Genomic DNA, 21,385 nt, shown 5'->3' with positions numbered 1-21,385 from the left:
CGGAAATTCACCAGGTACTTTCGAACCATGGCTGCCACGGCGGCAGCCGCCTGTTCCGGAAGACAATGGGGCCATGGCGCGCGGCAAACTTCGGATCTACCTCGGTGCGGCACCCGGCGTCGGCAAGACGTACGCGATGCTCGCCGAGGCGCACCGGCGCGTCGAACGCGGCACCGACTGCGTCGTCGGCTTCGTGGAGCACCACGACCGCCCGCGCACCGAGACCCTGCTGCACGGCCTCGAAACCGTCCCGCGCCGCGAGATCGAGCACCGCTCGGCCGTCTTCACCGAGATGGACATCGACGCCGTCCTGGAGCGCGCCCCGGCCGTCGCCCTGGTGGACGAGCTGGCCCACACCAACGTGCCGGGCTCCCGCAACGCCAAGCGCTGGCAGGACGTCGAGGAACTGCTCCAGGCCGGCATCGACGTCGTCTCGACCGTCAACATCCAGCACCTGGAATCCCTCGGCGACGTGGTCGAGTCCATAACCGGCGTCCGCCAGCGCGAGACCGTGCCCGACGAGGTCGTCCGCCGCGCCGACCAGCTCGAACTGGTCGACATGTCGCCCCAGGCCCTGCGCCGCCGCATGGCCCACGGCAACATCTACAAGCCCGACCGGATCGACGCCTCCCTCTCCAACTACTTCCGCCCCGGCAATCTCACCGCCCTGCGCGAGTTGGCCCTCCTCTGGGTCGCCGACCGGGTCGACGAATACCTCCAGCAGTACCGGGGCGAGCACAACATCCGCACCACCTGGCAGGCCCGCGAACGCATCGTCGTCGGCCTCACCGGAGGCCCCGAGGGCCGCACCCTGATCCGCCGCGCCGCCCGGATGGCCGCCAAGGGCTCCGGCAGCGAGATCCTGGCCGTCTACATCGCCCGCAGCGACGGGCTGACCTCCGCCTCGCCCAAGGAGCTGGCCGTCCAGCGCACCCTCGTGGAGGACCTGGGCGGCACCTTCCACCACGTCATCGGCGACGACATACCCTCGGCGCTCCTGGAGTTCGCCCGGGGCGTCAACGCCACCCAGATCGTCCTCGGCTCCAGCCGCCGCAAGACCTGGCAGTACATCTACGGACCCGGCGTCGGCGCCACCGTCGCCCGCGAGTCCGGCACCGACCTCGACGTCCACATCGTCACCCACGACGAGGTCGCCAAGGGCCGGGGCCTGCCCATCGCCCGGGGCGCCCGCCTCGGCCGGGCCCGCATCATCTGGGGCTGGGCGGTCGGCGTCGGCGGCCCGGTGCTCCTCGCGGTGCTCCTCAAGGCGCTGGAATCCGGCCCCGGGCTCGCCAACGACGTCCTGCTCTTCCTCTTCATGACCGTCGCCGCCGCCCTGATCGGCGGACTCCTGCCCGCCCTCGCCGCGGCCGCCGCCGGCTCCCTGCTCCTGAACTACTGGTTCACCCCGCCCACCCACACGCTCACCGTCCAGGACCCGGAGAACTTCGTCGCCATCGTGATCTTCTTCGCGGTGGCCGTCGCGGTGGCCTCCGTGGTGGACCTCGCGGCCCGCCGCACCCACCAGGCCGCCCGGCTGCGCGCGGAGTCCGAGATCCTGTCGTTCCTGGCCGGCAGCGTGCTGCGCGGCGAGACCACGCTCGCCGCCCTCCTGGACCGGGTCCGGGAGACCTTCGGCATGGGCTCCGTCGCCCTGCTGGAGCGCCGCAGCGACGTCGACCCATGGACCTGCGCCGGGAGCGTCGGCCCGGCCCCGGCCGCCCGGCCGGAGGACGCCGACGTGGACATGCCCGTCGGGGACCACATGGCCCTGGCGCTCACCGGCCGGGTGCTGCCCGCCGAGGACCGCCGGGTGCTCGGCGCGTTCGCCGCCCAGGCCGCCGTCGTCCTGGACCGCCAGCGCCTGGTGGACGAGGCCGAGGAGGCCCGCAGACTCGCCGAGGGCAACCGCATCAGGACCGCGCTCCTGGCCGCCGTCAGCCACGACCTGCGCACCCCGCTCGCCGCGATCAAGGCCGCCGTCTCCTCCCTGCGCTCGGACGACGTCGCCTGGTCCGAGGACGACGAGGCGGAACTCCTGGAGGGCATCGAGGCCGGCGCCGACCGCCTCGACCACCTCGTCGGCAACCTCCTGGACATGTCCCGCCTCCAGACCGGCACCGTCACCCCGCTCATCCGCGAGATCGACCTGGACGAGGTGGTCCCCATGGCGCTGGGCGGCGTCCCCGAGGACAGCGTCGACCTGGACATACCCGAAACGCTGCCCATGGTCGCCGTCGACCCCGGGCTCCTGGAGCGGGCGGTCGCCAACATCGTGGAGAACGCCGTGAAGTACAGCCCCGACGGCGACCGCGTCACCGTGGCGGCCAGCGCGCTCGGCGCCCGCGTCGAACTCCGGGTGACCGACCGCGGTCGGGGCGTCCCGGACGAGGGCAAGGAGCGCATCTTCGAGCCCTTCCAGCGGTACGGGGACGCCCCGCGCGGCGCCGGGGTCGGCCTCGGCCTCGCGGTGGCCCGGGGCTTCGCCGAGTCCATGGGCGGCACGCTGGACGCCGAGGACACCCCGGGCGGCGGCCTCACCATGGTCCTCACCCTCAAGGCGGCACCGGGCCACGCCCCGGCAGCCCCCGGCCTTCCCGCGCGGATCACCTCGTGAACCGCGCCGACCGCCCGGACCGCCCGGATCTCCCGCAGCTCCCCGCACCGACGTACGCCCAGCAGAAAGGCAGGACCCCGATGACCCGGGTGCTTGTGGTCGACGACGAGCCGCAGATCGTACGCGCCCTCGTGATCAACCTGAAGGCGCGCAAGTACGAGGTGGACGCCGCGCCCGACGGGGCCACCGCCCTCCAGCTCGCCGCCACCCGCCACCCGGACGTCGTCGTGCTCGACCTCGGGCTGCCCGACATGGACGGCGTCGACGTGATCCGGGGCCTGCGCGGCTGGACCCGGGTCCCGATCCTGGTCCTCTCGGCCCGCCACACCTCCGACGAGAAGGTCGAGGCGCTGGACGCGGGGGCCGACGACTACGTGACCAAGCCCTTCGGCATGGACGAACTGCTGGCCCGGCTGCGGGCCGCGGTGCGCCGGGCCGAGCCGGTCGGCCAGGACGGCGGCGACCAGGTCGTCATCGTGGAGACCGAGGGCTTCACCGTCGACCTCGCCGCGAAGAAGGTCCACCGCGACGGCCGCGACGTGCGGCTCACGCCCACCGAGTGGCACCTCCTGGAGGTCCTGGTCCGCAACGGCGGCCGGCTCGTCAGCCAGCGCCAACTGCTCCAGGAGGTCTGGGGGCCCTCGTACGGCACCGAGACCAACTACCTGCGCGTCTACATGGCCCAGCTCAGGCGGAAGCTGGAGGCGGACCCCTCCCACCCCCGCCACTTCGTCACCGAACCCGGCATGGGTTACCGCTTCGAGCGCGCCTGAAACCGGCGGACGGGCCCGCACCCGTCCCCCGTACGGGTGAGACGGCGGCCACCCGCCATGACCTCGCAGGACCGGTACCCTTCGGGTATGAGCGCTGTCCCTCGATCCGAGAAGCCCCACAAGGGCGACCGGCCTTCCGGTCGCTTCCGGCGCATGCTCGACCGGCTTTCCAGCTCCCAGGAGGACCTGGAGTGCGAGGAGCTGGAGGAGGACTCGCAGGCATCGGGGTGCACCCGGATCTCCGAATGCACCGACCGCCAGATCGTGAAGGTCACTGGTACCTTGCGGACGGTCACCCTGCGGCCGCGCGCCGGAGTGCCCGCCCTGGAGGCGGAGCTCTTCGACGGCACCGCGCCGCTCGACGTGGTCTGGCTCGGCCGCCGCTCCATCCAGGGCATAGAACCGGGCCGCAAGCTCATCGCCTCCGGCCGGATCGCCATGAGCCACGGCCGCCGGGTGCTGTTCAACCCCAAATACGAACTCCGACCGCTCGGCAAGGAGTAGCCGGTGACGTCTCTCGACAAGCCGACGTCCGACACGGACCGCACCACCGACCAGCAGGAGGCCGACAGCAGGGCGGTCACCGAGGCCGCGCTCTTCGAAGCCTTCGGCGGCGTGAGGGGCATGGTGGAGACGGTCCTGCCCGGGCTGCTCTTCGTCACGATCTTCACCATCAACAAGAACCTCACCTACTCGGCCATCGCGGCCCTGGCGGTGTCGCTGGCGCTCGTGGTCGTCCGGCTGATCCGCAAGGACACCGTCAAGCACGCCTTCAGCGGCGTCTTCGGGGTGGCCTTCGGCGTGGTCTTCGCCAAGATGACGGGCAACGCCAAGGACTTCTACCTCCCCGGCATGCTCTACACCCTGGGCCTCGCCCTGGCCTACCTGGTCACCGCCGTCGCCGGCCTGCCGCTGATCGGCCTCATCCTGGGCCCGGTCTTCAAGGAGAACCTCTCCTGGCGCACCCGCAACCCCGGCCGCAAGAAGGCGTACACCAAGGCCAGCTACGCCTGGGGGCTGATCCTGCTCGCCAAGTGCGCGATCCTCTTCCCGCTGTACTGGTGGGCCGACACCACCCAGTTCGGCTGGGTCCTGGTCGCGCTGAAGATCCCGCCGTTCCTGCTGGCGGTCTACCTGACCTGGGTCTTCCTCGCCAAGGCGCCCCCGCCGATCGACGTCTTCGCCGAGATGGAGGCGGAGGAGGAGGCCGAGAAGGCCCGCAAAACGGCCGCCGCCGAAGCGGCCAGGGGCCAGGAGTTCTGAGACGTACGAAGAGGGGGCCCCGTCACCAGCCGGTGACGGGGCCCCCTCTTCGTATGCCTTACGCCTCCGAGTCGCCCCGGCGGACCGACAGCAGGTCCTCCAGCTGCTCCTCGCGCGCCTGCGCGGCCACGAACAGCAGCTCGTCACCGGCCTCCAGGCTCTCCTCCGGGCTCGGCGTCAGCACCCGCTGACCCCGGATGATCGTCACCAGCGAGGTGTCCTCCGGCCAGGCGACCTCCCCGACCTGGGTCCCCGCCAGCGCCGACTCCGGCGGCAGCGTCAGCTCCACCAGGTTCGCGTCGCCGTGGCTGAAGCGCAGCAGCCGGACCAGGTCGCCGACGCTCACCGCCTCCTCGACCAGCGCCGACATCAGACGCGGCGTGGAGACCGCCACATCGACGCCCCACGACTCGTTGAACAGCCACTCGTTCTTCGGGTTGTTCACCCGGGCGACGACCCTCGGCACGCCGTACTCGGTCTTGGCCAGCAGCGAGACGACCAGGTTCACCTTGTCGTCGCCCGTCGCCGCGATCACGACGTTGCAGCGCTGGAGCGCCGCCTCGTCCAGCGACGTGATCTCGCAGGCGTCCGCGAGCAGCCACTCGGCCATCGGCACCCGCTCCACCGAGATGGCGGTCGGCGCCTTGTCCACGAGCAGCACCTCGTGCCCGTTCTCCAGCAGCTCGCCCGCGATGGAACGCCCCACCGCACCGGCCCCGGCAATCGCGACACGCATCAGTGACCGCCCTCCTCGGGGCCCTCGGCGAAGGCCGCCTCGACCTTCGCGATCTCGTCCGTACGCATCATGACGTGGACGAGGTCGCCCTCCTGGAGCACCGTCTGCGACGACGGCAGAATCGCTTCGCCCAACCGGGTGAGGAACGCGACGCGCACGCCCGTCTCCTCCTGGAGCGTGCTGATCTTGTGGCCGATCCAGGACGGCGTGGTGTGCACCTCCGCGAGCTGCACCCCGCCGCTCGGGTCGCGCCACAGCGGCTCCGCGCCCGACGGCAGCAGCCGGCGCAGCATCTGGTCCGCCGTCCAGCGCACCGTCGCGACGGTCGGGATGCCCAGCCGCTGGTACACCTCGGCGCGCCGGGGGTCGTAGATCCGGGCCGCGACGTTCTCGATGCCGAACATCTCGCGCGCCACCCGGGCCGCGATGATGTTGGAGTTGTCGCCGGAGCTCACCGCCGCGAACGCGCCGGCCTCCTCGATTCCCGCCTCGCGCAGCGTGTCCTGGTCGAACCCGACCCCGGTGACGCGACGGCCGCCGAACCCGGAGCCGAGGCGCCGGAACGCCGTGGGGTCCTGGTCGATGACGGCGACCGTGTGCCCCTGCTGCTCCAGGGTCTGCGCGAGAGCGGCTCCCACTCGCCCGCAGCCCATGATGACGATGTGCACCTTGCGCCTACCTCGCAGTCCTGGTCGTCCGGCTGACCTGCGAAAACACCCTGCTCACACTCTTTCCTCGGCTGGCCGGGCAAACAACGGGGCAACGGTGTGTCCCGTCGCCCGCTTACGAGCTTATGCGGCGCCGGTCGCGTCGCCTCATCCGAGTGTGCGCATCGCGGCCCGGGTGTGGCGAAGACGACGTGCCCGGGGCGCTTCCCGGCGCCGTGGCGCAAGGATTGCGTTAAGGATTCCGTGGCGTTTCCGGCCGAGTGCAGGAGATTGGCGGGCCACGCCGGTGCAGCGGGGGCGGGCCCCATACGGAACCCTTACGATCCTCTGCGTGTCCAAACTGACCGACGTGCCCAAACGGATCCTGATCGGACGGGCCCTGCGCAGCGACAAGCTGGGGGAGACGCTCCTCCCCAAGCGCATCGCGCTCCCCGTCTTCGCATCCGACCCGCTGTCCTCGGTGGCGTACGCACCCGGAGAAGTCCTCCTCGTGCTGTCCATCGCGGGTGTGTCGGCGTACCACTTCAGTCCCTGGATCGCGGTCGCGGTCGTGGTCCTGATGTTCACGGTCGTCGCCTCCTACCGGCAGAACGTCCACGCCTACCCGAGCGGCGGCGGCGACTACGAGGTCGCCACCACCAACCTCGGCCCCAAGGCCGGGCTGACCGTCGCCAGCGCGCTGCTGGTCGACTACGTCCTGACCGTGGCCGTGTCGATCGCCTCCGGCGTGGAGAACCTGGGCTCGGCCATCCCCTTCGTGGTCGAGCACAAGACGGGGTGCGCGGTCGCCGCCATCGTCCTGCTGACCCTGATGAACCTGCGCGGGGTCAAGGAGTCCGGGAAGCTCTTCGCCATCCCCACGTACCTCTTCGTGGCCGGCGTCTTCATCATGATCATCTGGGGCGCCTTCCGCGGGCTCGTCCTCGGCGACACCATGCACGCCCCGACCTCCGCGTACACGATCAAGCCCGAGCACCAGGGGCTCGCCGGTTTCGCGCTCGTCTTCCTGCTGCTGCGCGCCTTCTCCTCCGGATGCGCGGCGCTCACCGGTGTCGAGGCGATCAGCAACGGCGTGCCGGCCTTCCGCAAGCCGAAGAGCAAGAACGCCGCGACCACGCTCGCGATGATGGGCCTGCTCGCCGTCACCATGTTCTGCGGCATCATCGGCCTGGCCATGGCCACCGACGTCAAGATGGCGGAGAACCCGGCGAAGGACCTGATCAGCAACGGCCGCCCGGTCGGCTCCGGCTTCACCCAGGACCCGGTCATCTCGCAGGTCGCGGCCGCGGTCTTCGGCGACGGCACGTTCTTCTTCGTGATCCTCGCCGCCGCCACCGCCCTCGTCCTCTTCCTGGCCGCGAACACCGCGTACAACGGCTTCCCGCTGCTCGGCTCGATCCTGGCCCAGGACCGCTACCTGCCCCGCCAGCTGCACACCCGCGGCGACCGGCTCGCCTTCTCCAACGGCATCGTGCTGCTGGCCGGCGCCGCGATCCTGCTGGTCGTGATCTACGGGGCCGACTCGACCCGGCTCATCCAGCTGTACATCGTCGGCGTGTTCGTCTCGTTCACGCTGAGCCAGACCGGCATGGTCCGGCACTGGAACCGCCATCTGGCCGTCGAGAAGGACCAGGCCAAGCGCCGCCACATGATCCGCTCCCGGGCGATCAACACCTTCGGCGCCTTCTTCACCGGTCTGGTGCTCGTCGTCGTCCTCGCCACGAAGTTCACCCACGGCGCCTGGGTGGCGCTCCTCGGCATGGTGATCTTCTTCGGCACCATGACCGCGATCCGCAAGCACTACGACCGGGTCGCGGAGGAGATCTCCGCCGACGAGACCGCCCCGGACGAGTCGATCCGCCCCTCCCGGGTCCACTCGATCGTCCTGGTCTCCAAGCTCCACCGCCCCACGCTGCGCGCGCTCGCCTACGCCAAGCTGATCCGCACGGACCACCTTGAGGCGCTGTCGATCAGCGTGGACCCGGCCGAGACGAAGGCCCTCAGGGAGGACTGGGAGCGGCGCGGCATCAACGTACCGCTGAAGATCCTCGACTCCCCGTACCGCGAGGTGACCCGCCCGGTCATCGAGTACGTCAAGAGCCTGCGCCGGGAGAGCCCGCGCGATGTGGTGAGCGTCTACATCCCGGAGTACGTGGTCGGGCACTGGTACGAGCACCTGCTGCACAACCAGAGCGCCCTCAGGCTCAAGGGCCGGCTGCTCTTCACGCCCGGTGTGATGGTCACCTCGGTCCCGTACCAGCTGGAGTCCTCCGAGGCGGCGAAGAAGCGCGCCCGCAGGCGTGCCGACTGGAGCGCTCCGGGCTCGGTGCGCCGGGGACCGGTGGAGCGCAAGCAGAAGGAACCGACGCCGAAGGGCTGAGGCGGGGGACCGCGGAGGTGGTCGGCGGTCGGACGACACGCACGTAGACTCGTAGGTTGTTGTCGTCCGCCCGCGGACCGTCCCCTTCCCTCTCTGGAGCCACCCCCTCATGCAGAACGAATCCACGTCGCCGCAGACCGGGGAGACGCAGCCGGAGTCGCTGGTCGGGCGGGAGTACGAGGTCGAGGTCGGCCCGGTCGCGCACGGCGGCCACTGCATCGCCCGCACGGACGAGGGCCGGGTGCTGTTCGTACGCCACACCCTGCCGGGTGAGAAGGTCGTCGCGCGGATCACCGACGGTGCCGAGGACTCGCGCTTCCTGCGCGCGGACGCGGTGGAGATCATCGAGGCGTCGAAGGACCGGGTGCCGGCCCCCTGCCCGTTCGCGGGCCCCGGCAAGTGCGGCGGCTGCGACTGGCAGCACGCCAAGCCGGGCGCCCAGCGCCGCCTGAAGGGCGAGGTCATCGCCGAACAGCTCCAGCGCCTCGCGGGCCTCACCCCGGAGGAGGCGGGCTGGGACGGCACGGTCATGCCGGCCGAGGGCGACAAGCTCCCGGCGGGCGAGGTGCCGGCCTGGCGGACCCGGGTGCAGTACGCGATCGACGAGGACGGCCGGGTCGGGCTGCGGAAGCACCGCTCGCACGACATCGAGATCATCGACCACTGCATGATCGCCGCGCCCGGGGTCTCCGAGCTGGGCGTCGAGCAGCAGGACTGGCCGCAGATGGCCACGGTGGAGGCCATCGCCGCCACCGGCTCCCACGACCGCCAGGTCATCCTGACGCCCCGCCCGGGCGGCCGGCTGCCCCTGGTCGAGCTGGACAAGCCGGTCTCCGTGCTCCGCGTGGACGAACGCGACGGCGGCGTGCACCGGGTGCACGGCCGCGGCTTCGTCCGGGAGCGCGCCGACGACCGCACGTACCGGGTCGGCTCCGGCGGCTTCTGGCAGGTCCACCCGCAGGCCGCGAACACCCTGGTCCGCGCGGTCATGCAGGGCCTGCTGCCCCGTAAGAACGACACCGCCCTCGACCTCTACTGCGGCGTCGGCCTCTTCGCCGGTGCCATCGGCCAGCGCATCGGCGAGAAGGGCGCGGTCCTCGGCATCGAGTCCGGCAAGCGCGCGGTGGAGGACGCCCGCCACAACCTGGCGGACCTGGACCGCGTCCGCATCGAGCACGGCAAGGTCGACCAGGTCCTGCCCCGCACGGGCATCACCGAATGCGACCTCATCGTCCTGGACCCGCCCCGCGCGGGCGCCGGCCGCGCCACGGTGAAGCAGCTCGTCGCCCTGGGCGCCCGCCGCATCGCGTACGTGGCCTGCGACCCGGCGGCGCTGGCGCGGGACATCTCGTACTTCGCGGAGGGCGGATACCGGGTGCGGACGCTGCGGGCGTTCGATCTGTTCCCGATGACGCACCATGTGGAGTGCGTGGCGATTCTGGAGCCGGTCGAGAAGGGCCGCTGACCTGTGGTTTTGGCGAGTGTGCGTTATGTGCGCTACGTGCGTTACGGGCGATATCTTGACGCAAATCTGACGCACGTGACGCACGTTTGACGCACGCCGGGCGCTTTTCCTGACGGTTTGTCATGTGGAAAAGGCCGCCTCTCCGGCCGGGCTGTTGCCCTGTCGGGGAGGCGGCTTCTTGGTGGCTGACCCGCTCTGCCGGCACTCTGGACTTCCACTCGACGGCGATTACGCTCTGTAGCGAACAGCTGAATCGGATACCGCTTCACCCGAGCCGGAAATAGTCTCGGCCCCTGCGTGTCGGGCCAGGTCGGCGAAGGGGGGAGGTGTCAGGGCTGAAGCTGTTCAGTACGAAGGGCGGCGTGTCCGAAGTCGTGCCGCGGCTGGCCGATGAAGAGGCCGAGGTGCAGGACCTCGTCGAGGCGCACATGGAGGCCATGCTCGGCGTGACGTTCCTGGCTAGCGAGTACAGCACCGGGCCGGTACACGGCGGCCGGCTCGACTCACTGGGCATCGACGAGAACGGCGCCCCGGTGATCGTTGAGTACAAGCGATCGACGGATCCTGGCGTGATCAACCAGGGCCTGTTCTACATGGCCTGGCTGATGGACCACAGGGACGCCTTTCGGCGCCTGGTGCGCGAGCGGCTCGGATCGGGGGCCGCGGCCCGGGTGTTGTGGAGCGCCCCGAGGCTGATCTGCGTCGCCGGCGACTTCACGCGCTACGATCTCCACGCGGTCCGCGAGCAGCGGCACTCGATCGACCTCGTGCGCTACAGGTTCTTCGGCGACGACAACTTCGGCCTGGAGACGGTCGCCTCGGCCGCCGGCCGCCGGACCGCCTCGAAGGTGGGGCGTCGCCGGGGAACGGCCAAGGCGCAGCGCAGCGATAGGCCGGACAGCGCGATGGAGGAACTGGCCGCGGCGGTCGACGAGGTCTTGCTCGGTTTCGGCGAGGACATCACCAAGGTCGAAAACCAGACCTACACGGCCTACCAGCGGCTGCAGAACTTTGCGTGCGTGTGTCCGCGGAAGACCAAGCTGTTGGTCTACCTCAAGGCCGGCCCGGCCAAGGTCGACCTTGTCCCAGGATTCACTCGGGACGTAACTGGGCTCGGCCACCACGGCACCGGGAACCTGGAGGTGCAGCTGCACTCCGAGCACGATCTGGCGTGCGCCCGGGAGCTTTTCACGATGAGCTACCCCGTGGCGTAGCTCATCGTGCTGTGGGCGCTGTTTGGCGGGCATGAGATACGTCGGTTCGGTGTGTGCCTGTGGTTTGGATTCGTGCCGCTGCCTTTTCGCCGGGCCGGGCGGGGACGGCGGATCCTCGATGGACTGGCTGGCTGGGCAGGCGGCATTCTGCACTTGTGGCGGTCGGCGAGCCGATCGGCCGGTAACCCGACCGGTGCGGATGCCGACCCGGATCGCGGGCCAGGTCTCCTCAGGCTAGCTGCGCACAGACGTCGGTTCCTGCTTGACGGCTAGCTTGTCCAGGCACTGGAGTTACAGCTCTAGCGCCGGAGATACTTCCCAACTCCCGGGTGAGAAAGCCCTGGTGTATCTTCACGATTAGCACATCGATCTGGAGCCGCGTCGACAGCTGCCCTTGAAGCGCCAGGGCGCACGGCCGGTGGTCGAGGCCCCGGACAGCGCCTGGCACTCTTCGGCCTGTCTGCAGCGCGAGGGGACCGTCGGCGCCTCCCAGCTGCCGCCAAGCCACTACGCCCACCAGCGTCCACGCCCTTCACAAGGAGACGCCGAAGGCTGCTGCCCCGTCCTCACGCCCTAGACCCGACTGCAGCGCGGCCGCCGTTCAGAGCCGCATCGTTTCCTGTGCTGATGGCGACAAGTTCCACGTATCTCCCTGCCAGTTCACTCACGCGTCGCGCAGTGACCCGGCGCCCCACCGTTTTGGATCGATTGGGTGTCGGGGGCAGCATCCGGAGCGAGGTCGGCGCAGAGCACCGTGAACGTATACTTGAAGCGGCGTCAACCTGGATGCTGGTCGGAGGGGCCATGGGGGGTAAGAGGGAGCGCTGTGCAGCTGGCGGCACAGGCGCGTGGGCTCTCTTGGCCCCTGGCGGGAGCATCGCCAGCGTCAACGCCAAGGTGAATCAGTGACGAGCGAGTTCAAAATAACTCTCGCCGATGTCGAGTCTCTGTACGACATCCCTGAGGACGACCTGATCGGTGAAGTTCTGATCCCAGCCATGGCAGTGGCAGATCATGTCCGAGTCGGAGCGGGCTTCTTCAGTTCGCAGTGCCTGGCTCAGATTGCGCCTGGTCTGGCCTCGTTCCTTGAGCGGAGCAACGGCACGATCGAGTTGCTCATCAGCCCCTCAATCAGCGACGCCGACCGGGACGCGCTTGCCCGTGGGGTGCTAGCCCCCCAGGCAGCGATTCAGATGGCTGTAGATCGACTGCTCGAAGAGGCCTCCCTGTCACAGCATGCCCTGGTCCATCACACCCTCGACTGCCTTGCGTACCTTGTCGCTTCCAACCGCCTCGTGGTCCGCTTTGCGCTGATGAAGCAAGGTATGTACCACAAGAAGCTGTGGTTGCTGCGTTCGGGTTCAACCTGGGCGGCGGTCCACGGTTCCGGCAACGCAACAGCCCGGGGCCTACTGGTCAATGGTGAACAAATGAGCGTCGACCGGCCGTGGGTGGACGGCTCCACCTCGCAAGCGCGCGTGACGAAGCTCGCGGCGCGGTGGGACAGCCAGTGGGCGAATAGAAGCCCTCATGTCCTGTGCGTCGAACTCAAGGACGGGCTGCGGGTGATCGACGGTCGGAGTACCGGAGCAGCGCCCCCTTCAATCGAGGACTTCTGGCGATCGTGGCACGCCGACCATGCACGTGGCCTTGAGCCGCCACTCCCGCCGGGTATCGACGTGGCTGGCCCACGACTGCTCACGATTCCAGAGAAAGTAGACTGGCGAACTGGCAAGTTTGGCCATCAGGGCCACGCCGTAGATGCGTTCCTGGGTAATGGGTCTAGAGGGATTCTGGCCATCGCTACAGGCGGCGGCAAAACGCAGACTGCTCTGATCGCGGCAGTTCATGAGCAGGACAGGCATAGAGGCCCTGTCTTGGTCGTGATCATCGTGCCGAGTACACCCCTCCTACGGCAATGGGCAGAAGCCGTCAGAGGTTTTGGTGCCGAGCCGTTTCAGCCGAGTGCGATGTCAGGCCAGCGGCGCCGTGGCCTCCTTGAGGAGGTCCGTGCAGGACTCTCAGGACGAGACCCATTCACTGCGGTCATTCTCTGCACTCAGAAGCTGTTCACTGAAGACGAGGACATGCGCAGCTTCATCGCCGAGCTCCCCGACGAGGTGCACGCCGTCCTCGTCGGTGACGAGGTACACAACCTCGGCTCGGCTGGCTTCATGGCGAAGGCGCCGCATCGGTTTAATGCTCGTCTAGGCCTCTCGGCAACACCGACTCGTCAGTACAATGCCGACGGCACCGAGGCGCTCTTTGAGTTCTTCGGCGCCCCGGTTTTCGAGTTCACACTTCGGGACGCCATCAATGCCGGCTGCTTGACGCCGTACAACTATCACGTCCACGAGGTTGTGCTAACCGAGCAGGAGATGGCCGAGTACGAGGACCTGACGCGTCAGCTACAGCGCAAAGGGTTTATGGCGGTTGATGATGGCAAGGACTTTTGCCATGACGCGCAGGTCGAGCATCTCTTGCGAAAGCGCCGGGCTGTCCTTGAACAGGCGCAGGCCAAGATTCCCGCACTTGAATATTTGCTGGAAACTGGTGGACCCGAGAACGTCGCTCGAACACTCATGTATACGTCTGCCAAGCCAGTAGCGTTGACAGGGCCCTCCCAGATCCACCTTGTCAACGGTGTGCTCCGCCGACTCGGAATCCGCTTCCACCAGTACACGAACACGGAAACCTCCAGTTCGGGTGCTGCTCAGTATCTTGAACGCTTCAGTAAAGGCGACTATCAGGCCCTTACCGCGATGAAAGTTCTTGACGAGGGCGTGGACATTCCGCACACGGACACGGCATACCTGCTCGCGTCCAGTACCGTCCGGCGGGAGTGGATTCAAAGGAGAGGGAGGATCCTTCGTCAATCCCCTGGGAAGAGGATCGCAGAGCTTCATGACTTCCTGGTTGTTCCACCGCGGCTTGATACGGCAGCTGCGCGTTCTGTTTTGAAGGGGGAGCTTGCCAGGGTGCGGGAGTTCGCCGGTACGGCGGAAAATGAATACGATAACGACGGTCCTCGCGAGATTATCGCCAAGTATGAGACCGCACTATAGGTAGGGGCTGTGAAATGGCAACAACTCCCCGCATCCGAGAAGTCGCCAGCGTCGAGGTGAGACAGCTTCCGCTGCGGTACGACGGATATCACGAGGATCTCATTGAGGTGCTTGACCTGATCGCGAGGCAGCAGGAGAATATGACAACCAGTCGGCAGCGGCAGGAACTCATCGCCAAGCGCGTGGAGAAGGTAGGGAGTTTCGCGGCCGCGCTTGGTGGTGGAAGCGATCAATGAGAATCCAGCGGATCAGAGTCCATAACTTCAAGCTGCTCAAAGACGTCGACATCCAATTGTCGATCGATCCTGTCAAACCGCTGACTGTCATACGTGCCGAGAACGGGTCCGGCAAGACGTCTCTTCACTATGCAATTATCTGGGGCTTGTATGGGATGGATGCTCTCAAGAGCGTCACCAGCCCCATGGATATCAGGCTGTCGTCCAAGGCGACACCTGCCGGATCACCGGTATTCATCGAGGTTGTTCTCGATTTCGATATCACCGACGACGCTGGCACGGTGCTCTACCGGCTCACGCGACAGGTTCAGGAAACCCCCGAGGTGACTGGATCGGTGCAGCGCGGCCGGGAAGTTGTGAAGCTGTCAAAGCTCACGGCATCAGGCGATGAGAACCTTGACCAGCCTGAGTCGTGGCTGGAGCAGTGGCTGCCAAAGAGGCTCGTGGACATCTTCTTCACCAACGGGGACGACGTTCAGAAGTTTATCACCGGCAAGCAAGAAGCGCGGGTACGGCAGGAGAAGGTCCACCTCGCGATCGAGAGCTTGCTCGGAATTCGCCAGCTCCGGACGGCAGTCGTTGACATTGAGGCGGTACAGGCCGGCCTCGACCGGAAAGCGGCCCGGGATGCCGGCGGCAAACTGGAAAAGGTCACGGGCGAACTCGAAAAGCTCGAACTAGCACTCAAAGAGATCGACGAGGACTACGAGAAGCACACGGTTCGGCTCGGAAACATCGAGAGGGATCAAAACCGCAAAACCCGCGATCTTGAATCCATCCGAGGCATCGGCGATCTTGATGCCATCAACCAAGAGATACAGGGGCTCAAGGGGGATCTGGCTTCGCTGGAGGGCTATCAGCAAAGGAACCTCGACAGGATGAAGGGCATGCTGCGCAGTGAAGCCCTGTCCTGGACTCTTGCGGATGCCCCACTGGGCCAGGCCCTGAAGCGCCTGGAGGAGCTGAAGAACCTTCGCGAGATCCCGAAGACGTCAACGCAGATTCTGGAAGATCGGCTTGAGCTCGGCATCTGTATCTGTGGAGAAAGCCTGGATCCAGGCTCGACCCATCGCGATGAGGTTTCAAAGTTGCTGGCCGAGCAGCAGGGCCGAGGTGCGATCGCGGAGCGCCTCACGGAGCTACGGTACGGTGCAAGGGCGCTGCGCAGTCTAAATAGGCAGGACTTCACGGAAGTTCGCGCCGAGGTTCTAGGGGATTTCGCAAAGCTGGCGGAATCGGTCCGGAATAAAACGACTGCCTTGTATGCGGCAGAAGAGCGCCGTGCCCTGATTGACGACGCGAGGGTGCGAGAGTTGACCGAAGAGCTTACCGAACTCGACCGCAAAAAGAGCGACGTAAATTTTAAACTCGGCAACCTGGACACTCGCCGCGGGACTGTGCAGTACGATTGTGACCAGAAGCGCGAAGAGAAAGGGAACGCCGAGCGTAATGCCGGCATTTCGCGAGATCTTGCCGTCAGGCGTGATGTCGGACTGGACCTCCTGAACCTGGCGAGGGCAGTTCAGGGCCAGCTTGAAGGGCCCTATGTCGAGCGGGTCTCGAAACGTCTTGACGGCATGTTCAAAAAAATCATCGGTGCCGACAATAGTGATACCACGGGTGTCATCACCTCGACGTCGATCACTAGCAATTTTGATATCGTTGTTTCGAGCCAGCACGGCAACAGCCTTGACCCTGACTTTGAAGTAAACGGGGCCTCCCAGCGTGCGCTAACACTCGCATTCGTATGGTCGCTCATGGAAGTCGCTGGCACGGTCGCGCCACGGTTCATCGACACCCCGCTTGGGATGGTCTCAGGTACCACCAAGGAGCGCATGGTCGAAGCTATCACACGCCCTCCGGCGCCCGATGAAACGCCATATCAAGTGGTGCTGCTATTGACTCGATCCGAGATCGCTGGCGTGGAACACATCCTGGACGAGAGGGCTGGAGTCTTCGGCACCCTGTCGTGTAGCCAGCATTACCCACTCGATCTCGTGCACAAGTGGGCCGACGATGAGCCGTATTCGCGCAACTGCGGCTGCAGCCACCGAGAGCAATGCAATATCTGTGCGCGGCGTCATGATAACGATCTCGGATTGCGGTTCAGAGAGGAACCTGTGGCGTGAGCGGTATGAGCCCATACGCGTCTGTTGAGCTGACCATGCCGGCGGACCTGCATCCGAAGATCAGCCAGTTTTTTGGGCCCGGCAGGCCGGTGGGACGAATGATCGATGCGTGGTGGCTTGGTCTGTGTATCGGTGTCAAACATGGTCAGAAGCGTCAGCGTGCGGGCGAAGTTCGAAAGTTCGCCGATGGCACCATCTTCGCAAGCGACGATTGGCGCATCGTCCACCTTGAGCTGCTTGCGATAGCCGAACTGGGCGAGGCGGTCCTCACGCAGCCGCGAGAAGTCATCAGACTTGCTTCCAGCTACGCGGACTACGGTCTTGAGTGGGTGGCAGACCGTTGCTTGGGCGCTAACGAACCGATCCTGGCACTACTGAATGCGATCGAAGTGCCTGCAGCCTGAGAGCATCGGCCGCCGCGGACTGCAGTAGTGATGGGCTGTCTGCAGCTTTGAGTCTCAGTATGTCCACTCGCGGACGAGGGTGAGGTTGTGCGGTGCGGCGGGGTGGCGCCTACCGACGGTTTGCTTCGTGGCGGCGGTGCACGCGCACTAATCCGGTGGCTCCCCGGTTCGACTGACCGGGGAGCCACGCGCTTGCGCCGCAGCACGGAGTCGACCTGTCAGCGATGGCGGTGGAATACCGTTTCCGGGTTGATGGCCAGGTAGGTCTCTGGCGTGGTGCCTTCAAGGGTGCCGGGGGACAGGGTGAACTCCGGGTTTGCGCCCAACCGCGATGCCCAGGGCCGCTGTTCCTCCGCAGCTGTGAAGGCGTCGCGGACTCTGCGCTGGATGCGTGGCTGCTCGAACTGTTGGCGTTCTCGGTACTCGCGGCGGGCAGACGATGCGCGGTCGTCGATCGCCTCGTCGCTCAAACCGACCGTGACGCGATCCTCGGCTCGTAGGCCGGGGGTCTGGTCAGCAATCTCCCGGTCTGCCTGATAGAGCTCCTCACAGGCGGCGTAGAGCCGTTGTGACATGCCGAGAATGACCTCGCTGTTGGGAATTCGCGCAGTGAGGAAGCTCTCCAGACCCAGTCCTCGTGCGCTGCCATCAGAGGGGCTTTCCTTCTGCCTGGCTAGGGCCTCCCGGCGTTCACGGGTCGAATGGTCGTCTTCCATGAGAGTCAGCAACCCGGATGCGCGGCGGTTGTGGCGGTCCCGGGCAACGGGCACCAGGCGGAGGCTCGCGGAGGACGCGATCTCCACAGCGCGCAGCGAGAGGAAAAGGAGCATCTGGGACCGAGCCACATCCAGCAAGGTGCTGCCTTGATCGTCTTCCTCCAGGCTGGCCTCCGCTGTCTGTGGCCCGTCACCCGGTCCAGGGACGCTGCCCGGGCATGTGCCGGCAGAGGCCGCGGATCCTCCGATGTGGAGCTCATGGCGGATCGTGACGAACAGATCGTTCCTCGAGCTCACCTCGCGTTTCAGGGCGGCTCCGCACAGCAGGAGGCGGTGGTCCAGGCCGTGCGGGTGGACCACGGTGCATCCGCCCTCCAGCTGCTCCCACCCTCGCTGCAGTCCCTCGGGTCCGCCCTCGCCGCCCTTGGCCTCGATCAGCCAGGGCAGGTACTCCCCGTTGTGCCAGCCGTGGAGGTCGGGACGGGGGTTCTTCTGGCCCTTGACTGACTTTGTGTTGGCTGCGGGATCTTCGATGTCGAGGGGCCAGCTATCCTCGATGTGGTAGGTCTGGCCCAGCCCCAGCAGGGAGCGACACGCCCATTCGGCCATGGTCATGCCCAGCCGATAGCCCAACGCCCCGCGGGCACTGGCCTCAGTGCCCTGCTCCAGGACGACATTCGCCGTCAGTCGGCGGCCAGCGTTGTAGTCGTGCAGGCGCGGCCCGTCATGGAGGTCCAGATAGGCGTCCAGGGGCGCGATCCGAGCCCCGATCTCCCGCGCGGCGTAGTAGGGACGGTCCAGCCAAGGAGAAAGGTCACGCCCCACGTTGATGGCGGCCTTTAGGATCTCGCGCCACGTCGTTGTCGGTAGATACCAGCCGTTGGAAGCAGGAAAGGCGGGGCCCGTCCACTCCGCGTGATCCTTGCGGCGCCATTCACCTCTGGTCCGTCCTCCCGGGCCGTCGCGGAAGAGGACCGGTATGTCGATGGCATCCGGGTGGAGGAGGGGTTGCTGGTCATGCTGTTTCTTCGAAGGCACGAGATCCCACTCTGCCATTCGTCCCCTGAGAGGGTCCGGCCGGCGTGCCTCCGGCCGGATCGGAGGGGGGTGGTCATCGGGTGCCCCCGCGTAATGGAAGGGGATCTGACGAGAGGTGGCGGGGGGCTCGCTCGCGGTGTGGCTGTTGCCTGGGAGCGGGGTGTTGTGGCCGACGTGGAGTGGGTGGCCCGCTGCCAGCGGGTGTGGACGGCTTGGAGGTCGGCCAGGGCGCGACGGCTGCCGGTGATGAGCTGGTGGACGGTGTTCGTGTGGTCCTCGGTGTAGGCGAATACGTGGAGTCCCGTGGTGTGGGCGCGGGCAAGCAGGGCCCGGCGCAGCGTGCGTTCGGCCCAGTGCATAGCGCAGCGGCGGGGCCGGAGAGCATGCCTTGCAGGTCGGCCGGGGGAAGGCTGGGGGTGATGAGTCCTTGGTGTTGGGCTTCCCACAGCACGGTGATGGGGTCGACAACAGGGTCGCTGTGGCGCGCGAGGGTGCGCAGGCAGTGGAAGATCTGGCCGTGCGGGGGAACGGCGAAGTCGTCCGGCTGCAGCCAGCGCAGGGTGTCGAGCTGTTCGGGGTGGGCGCAGGCTGGTGCGGGGCAGGGGGCTGGAGTGGGCGGGGAAGCGGCCCGCGAGGTGTTCCGTGAGGGCGGCGAGCTTGTCGGCGGTGGCCAGGACGATGTGCGGCTGGTCTTCCAGCATCGGGTCGCTGGCGGTGTTGATGAGGATTTCCGCGTGGCCGCGCAGGGTCCGGCGGGCCTGGCCGGCGCGGACCATCGCCGCGTACGAGGGAGCGTGCACGGGGTGGGGGCAGGCGCCGACGAGCTGGTGGAGGTAGGAGGCGGTCAGCCCGCGCGCCTTGGGCTGGGCGTTGTTGAGAACCGCCGTTAGCCAGACCGGCTCCTTGGCGTGGATGTCGGCCGGGGTGGGGTGAGGGCGGTCATGGCGGCGAACACCGCCGCGTGCAGAGCGCTGCCGAAGTCCCACGCCTCCAGCGGGCCACAAGGGACTTCAGGCGGTCGGGTTCGAGGAGGAGGGCGCCGAGGAGCGCCTGCTCGGCATGGTGGACGGGCGGCGCGGGCGGGAGGTCGTCGAGGTCGAAAATCGGCCTCCGGGACAGTGGGGTCGGGCATTAGGCGGCCAGGGTGAAGTCGTCGCGGGTGAGGATCTTGCCCAGGTGCGGGGCGAGGAGGTGCGTGGCCAGGCGGGGAGGGACGGCGTTTCCGATCTGGGAAAACTGTTGACTTCTGTTGCCGGCCCACGGGCAGTCGGCGGGGAAGGACTGCAACAGGCCCGCTTCCGCGGCCGTGATCCGGATCGCCTCCGGCACCGCCCTCTTCAGACCGTCTGCGGAGGGCCCGTCGCCAGCGGGCTCGGCGACCCACACGCACTCGTTGGAACGGTGGCCGAAGAACAGCGTCCCGGCCGGCTCGGAGACCGGGCGGACGTTGGCGTTGGCCTGGTTGTTGCTGCGCAGTGACCAGGACCAGCCCGGCCGTGCGGCCGTCTCACTGGCGGGGCTGCGGCAATGTCCTGAGCGGAGGGCGGCGCGATCGGGGGCGGGGTGTTTCCACCGGCCACGGTTCCGGGCGTCGGTGAGGGTCTTGCGAGCGCCGGACGGGAACGGCTCGGGCCCCCGCCCGGGCCACCGCCAGCGCACACGGTCGGGGTTGGCCGGTCGGTCGCGCCCCACCCGAGCGCCTCGGCCATCGACACCCACCGCTCCCGCCCCGACCCGAACAGCGACTCCGGCTCAGCCGCTTGGGCATGGGTCGGGGCCGGCGGTTCGGCGGTCCGTACGCGGGAGGCGAGGAGGATGGCCCGGCGCCTGGTCTGCGGTACGCCGTAGTTGGCGGCGTTGAGGATCCCGGTCCACACGGAGAACCCCCAGCCCCTCAGGATGGCCGCGTACTGCTTCCACAGCGGCAGTACGTCGGGCACCTCCTCCATCACGATCCACTCCGGCTCCCCGACAGCGTGGAGGGCATGGAGGTAGCGCATGGGGTGCTGCTCGTAGATCCCGTGCCCAAGCACGTCGAGCAGGCCCGCGCGTACGCGCCCGGGTGTTCAGCCGAGCTCGGCGACGCCTGCGATCTAGCCCTCCCGGCCCATTGCTTCGAGGCGGTCTTGCTGTTGGGCCCGCTTTACCACCTGGCGGACCGCGGATCGCATCAGGGCTTTCCGGGAGGCCCGGCGGGTCGCGGTGCCGGGCGGCTTGGTGGCGGCCGCAGGGATCTCCCGCTACTCCCTGATGCAGGACTACACCGTCAGCGCGGGCCTGACCCCGGAGCTGTTGGCCGGTGAGGTCGCGCAAGTCATCAGCACAGGCTCCTACGACGGCAGCAGGGGGTTCACGGTGATTCACTTCCACACCGCAGCTGAGCTTGCCGAGGAGGCCACCGAGGCGGGGCTCAATGGTGTGAGCGTGCACGGAATCGAGGGTCCGGGGTGGGTGTACGTAGTCGCGGCAGACCGCTATGCGAGCCAGAAGGTAGCGGGAGCGCTGCTCGCGGACGCGATCGCGACGGCCCGCCTCGCGGACGAGCACTGCGCGCTCGCGGACGCCTCCTCGCACGTTCTCGTGGTCGGCACAGCCTGAGGTGCAGGGCTCGCCGGCGAGTCCGCATCGGGGAACTTGGCGAGTCGTCGTAGGGGTCGCGGGATGAGCTGGCACACTCTCCG

At 67.5% G+C, this 21,385-nt stretch carries 16 protein-coding genes and 1 pseudogene; 12 read left to right on the top strand and 5 right to left on the bottom strand.

All coding sequences use genetic code 11. The annotated features are described in order from the left end of the window. Positions 1-73 precede the first annotated feature (73 nt). The 4 genes from NEH16_RS07165 to NEH16_RS07150 all read left to right on the top strand — a co-directional run bounded on the left by NEH16_RS07165 (position 74) and on the right by NEH16_RS07150 (position 4,653). Entirely contained in the window at positions 74-2,617 is a 2,544-nt protein-coding gene (locus NEH16_RS07165; RefSeq protein ID WP_265540219.1) for a sensor histidine kinase, read from the top strand. Between the two features lie 80 nt (positions 2,618-2,697). Continuing rightward, a complete protein-coding gene (locus NEH16_RS07160; RefSeq protein WP_073967462.1) occupies positions 2,698-3,390 on the top strand; it encodes a response regulator in 693 nt (230 codons plus the stop codon). A gap of 87 nt (positions 3,391-3,477) precedes the next feature. Beyond that, positions 3,478-3,894 (top strand): OB-fold nucleic acid binding domain-containing protein, encoded by a 417-nt coding sequence (locus tag NEH16_RS07155; RefSeq protein WP_073967463.1) that lies wholly within the window; start codon positions 3,478-3,480, stop codon positions 3,892-3,894. Between the two features lie 3 nt (positions 3,895-3,897). Then, entirely contained in the window at positions 3,898-4,653 is a 756-nt protein-coding gene (locus NEH16_RS07150; RefSeq protein ID WP_265540214.1) for a DUF3159 domain-containing protein, read from the top strand. Between the two features lie 58 nt (positions 4,654-4,711). Here NEH16_RS07150 and NEH16_RS07145 read toward each other — a convergent pair whose 3' ends face one another. Next, positions 4,712-5,389 carry a potassium channel family protein gene (locus NEH16_RS07145; RefSeq protein ID WP_018105403.1) on the bottom strand — a complete coding sequence of 226 codons (678 nt, stop codon included), beginning with the start codon at positions 5,387-5,389 and terminating at the stop codon, positions 4,712-4,714. Then, the gene (locus tag NEH16_RS07140) at positions 5,389-6,057 is read right to left on the bottom strand and encodes a potassium channel family protein (protein WP_026242838.1); all 669 of its coding nucleotides are present in this window, start codon (positions 6,055-6,057) and stop codon (positions 5,389-5,391) included. Before NEH16_RS07140 ends, NEH16_RS07145 begins: the two co-directional genes overlap by 1 nt. A gap of 331 nt (positions 6,058-6,388) precedes the next feature. Here NEH16_RS07140 and NEH16_RS07135 point away from each other — a divergent pair, with 331 nt between their 5' ends. The 7 genes from NEH16_RS07135 to NEH16_RS07105 all read left to right on the top strand — a co-directional run bounded on the left by NEH16_RS07135 (position 6,389) and on the right by NEH16_RS07105 (position 16,950). Beyond that, positions 6,389-8,437: an APC family permease gene (locus tag NEH16_RS07135; protein ID WP_073967465.1), complete on the top strand. Its 2,049-nt coding sequence runs from the start codon at positions 6,389-6,391 to the stop codon at positions 8,435-8,437. 109 nt (positions 8,438-8,546) lie between these two features. Beyond that, entirely contained in the window at positions 8,547-9,902 is a 1,356-nt protein-coding gene (locus tag NEH16_RS07130; protein WP_265540210.1) for a class I SAM-dependent RNA methyltransferase, read from the top strand. A gap of 326 nt (positions 9,903-10,228) precedes the next feature. Continuing rightward, positions 10,229-11,116, top strand: coding sequence for a DUF5655 domain-containing protein (locus NEH16_RS07125; RefSeq protein ID WP_265540208.1), 888 nt, complete (start codon positions 10,229-10,231; stop codon positions 11,114-11,116). Between the two features lie 905 nt (positions 11,117-12,021). Beyond that, positions 12,022-14,181, top strand: a complete 2,160-nt coding sequence (locus NEH16_RS07120; protein ID WP_265540206.1) for a DEAD/DEAH box helicase family protein — start codon at positions 12,022-12,024, stop codon at positions 14,179-14,181. 14 nt (positions 14,182-14,195) lie between these two features. Further along, positions 14,196-14,417: a hypothetical protein gene (locus tag NEH16_RS07115; RefSeq protein ID WP_265540203.1), complete on the top strand. Its 222-nt coding sequence runs from the start codon at positions 14,196-14,198 to the stop codon at positions 14,415-14,417. Beyond that, a complete protein-coding gene (locus tag NEH16_RS07110; protein WP_265540200.1) occupies positions 14,414-16,546 on the top strand; it encodes an AAA family ATPase in 2,133 nt (710 codons plus the stop codon). The genes NEH16_RS07115 and NEH16_RS07110 overlap by 4 nt, the downstream gene beginning before the upstream one ends. Then, complete coding sequence (locus tag NEH16_RS07105) at positions 16,543-16,950, top strand: hypothetical protein (protein ID WP_265540198.1); 408 nt, start codon at positions 16,543-16,545, stop codon at positions 16,948-16,950. Before NEH16_RS07110 ends, NEH16_RS07105 begins: the two co-directional genes overlap by 4 nt. Positions 16,951-17,168: 218 nt before the next feature. Here the strand turns inward: NEH16_RS07105 and NEH16_RS07100 are convergent, their stop codons facing one another. The 3 genes and pseudogenes from NEH16_RS07100 to NEH16_RS07090 all read right to left on the bottom strand — a co-directional run. Further along, positions 17,169-18,722: a gamma-glutamyltransferase gene (locus NEH16_RS07100; RefSeq protein ID WP_265540196.1), complete on the bottom strand. Its 1,554-nt coding sequence runs from the start codon at positions 18,720-18,722 to the stop codon at positions 17,169-17,171. A gap of 55 nt (positions 18,723-18,777) precedes the next feature. Then, positions 18,778-19,215: a hypothetical protein gene (locus NEH16_RS07095; protein WP_265547096.1), complete on the bottom strand. Its 438-nt coding sequence runs from the start codon at positions 19,213-19,215 to the stop codon at positions 18,778-18,780. Between the two features lie 620 nt (positions 19,216-19,835). Next, a pseudogene (locus tag NEH16_RS07090) lies at positions 19,836-20,707 on the bottom strand (DNA cytosine methyltransferase); the annotation flags it as partial. 247 nt (positions 20,708-20,954) lie between these two features. Between NEH16_RS07090 and NEH16_RS07085 the strand changes: the two are divergent. Then, positions 20,955-21,302, top strand: coding sequence for a hypothetical protein (locus tag NEH16_RS07085; RefSeq protein WP_265540194.1), 348 nt, complete (start codon positions 20,955-20,957; stop codon positions 21,300-21,302). Positions 21,303-21,385 lie beyond the last annotated feature (83 nt).

The sequence above is a fragment of the Streptomyces drozdowiczii genome (assembly GCF_026167665.1).
Taxonomy (GTDB): Bacteria; Actinomycetota; Actinomycetes; order Streptomycetales; family Streptomycetaceae; genus Streptomyces; species Streptomyces drozdowiczii_A.
Note: the sequence above shows the minus strand (reverse complement) of the source record. Positions and strands in the feature narration are given on the sequence as shown.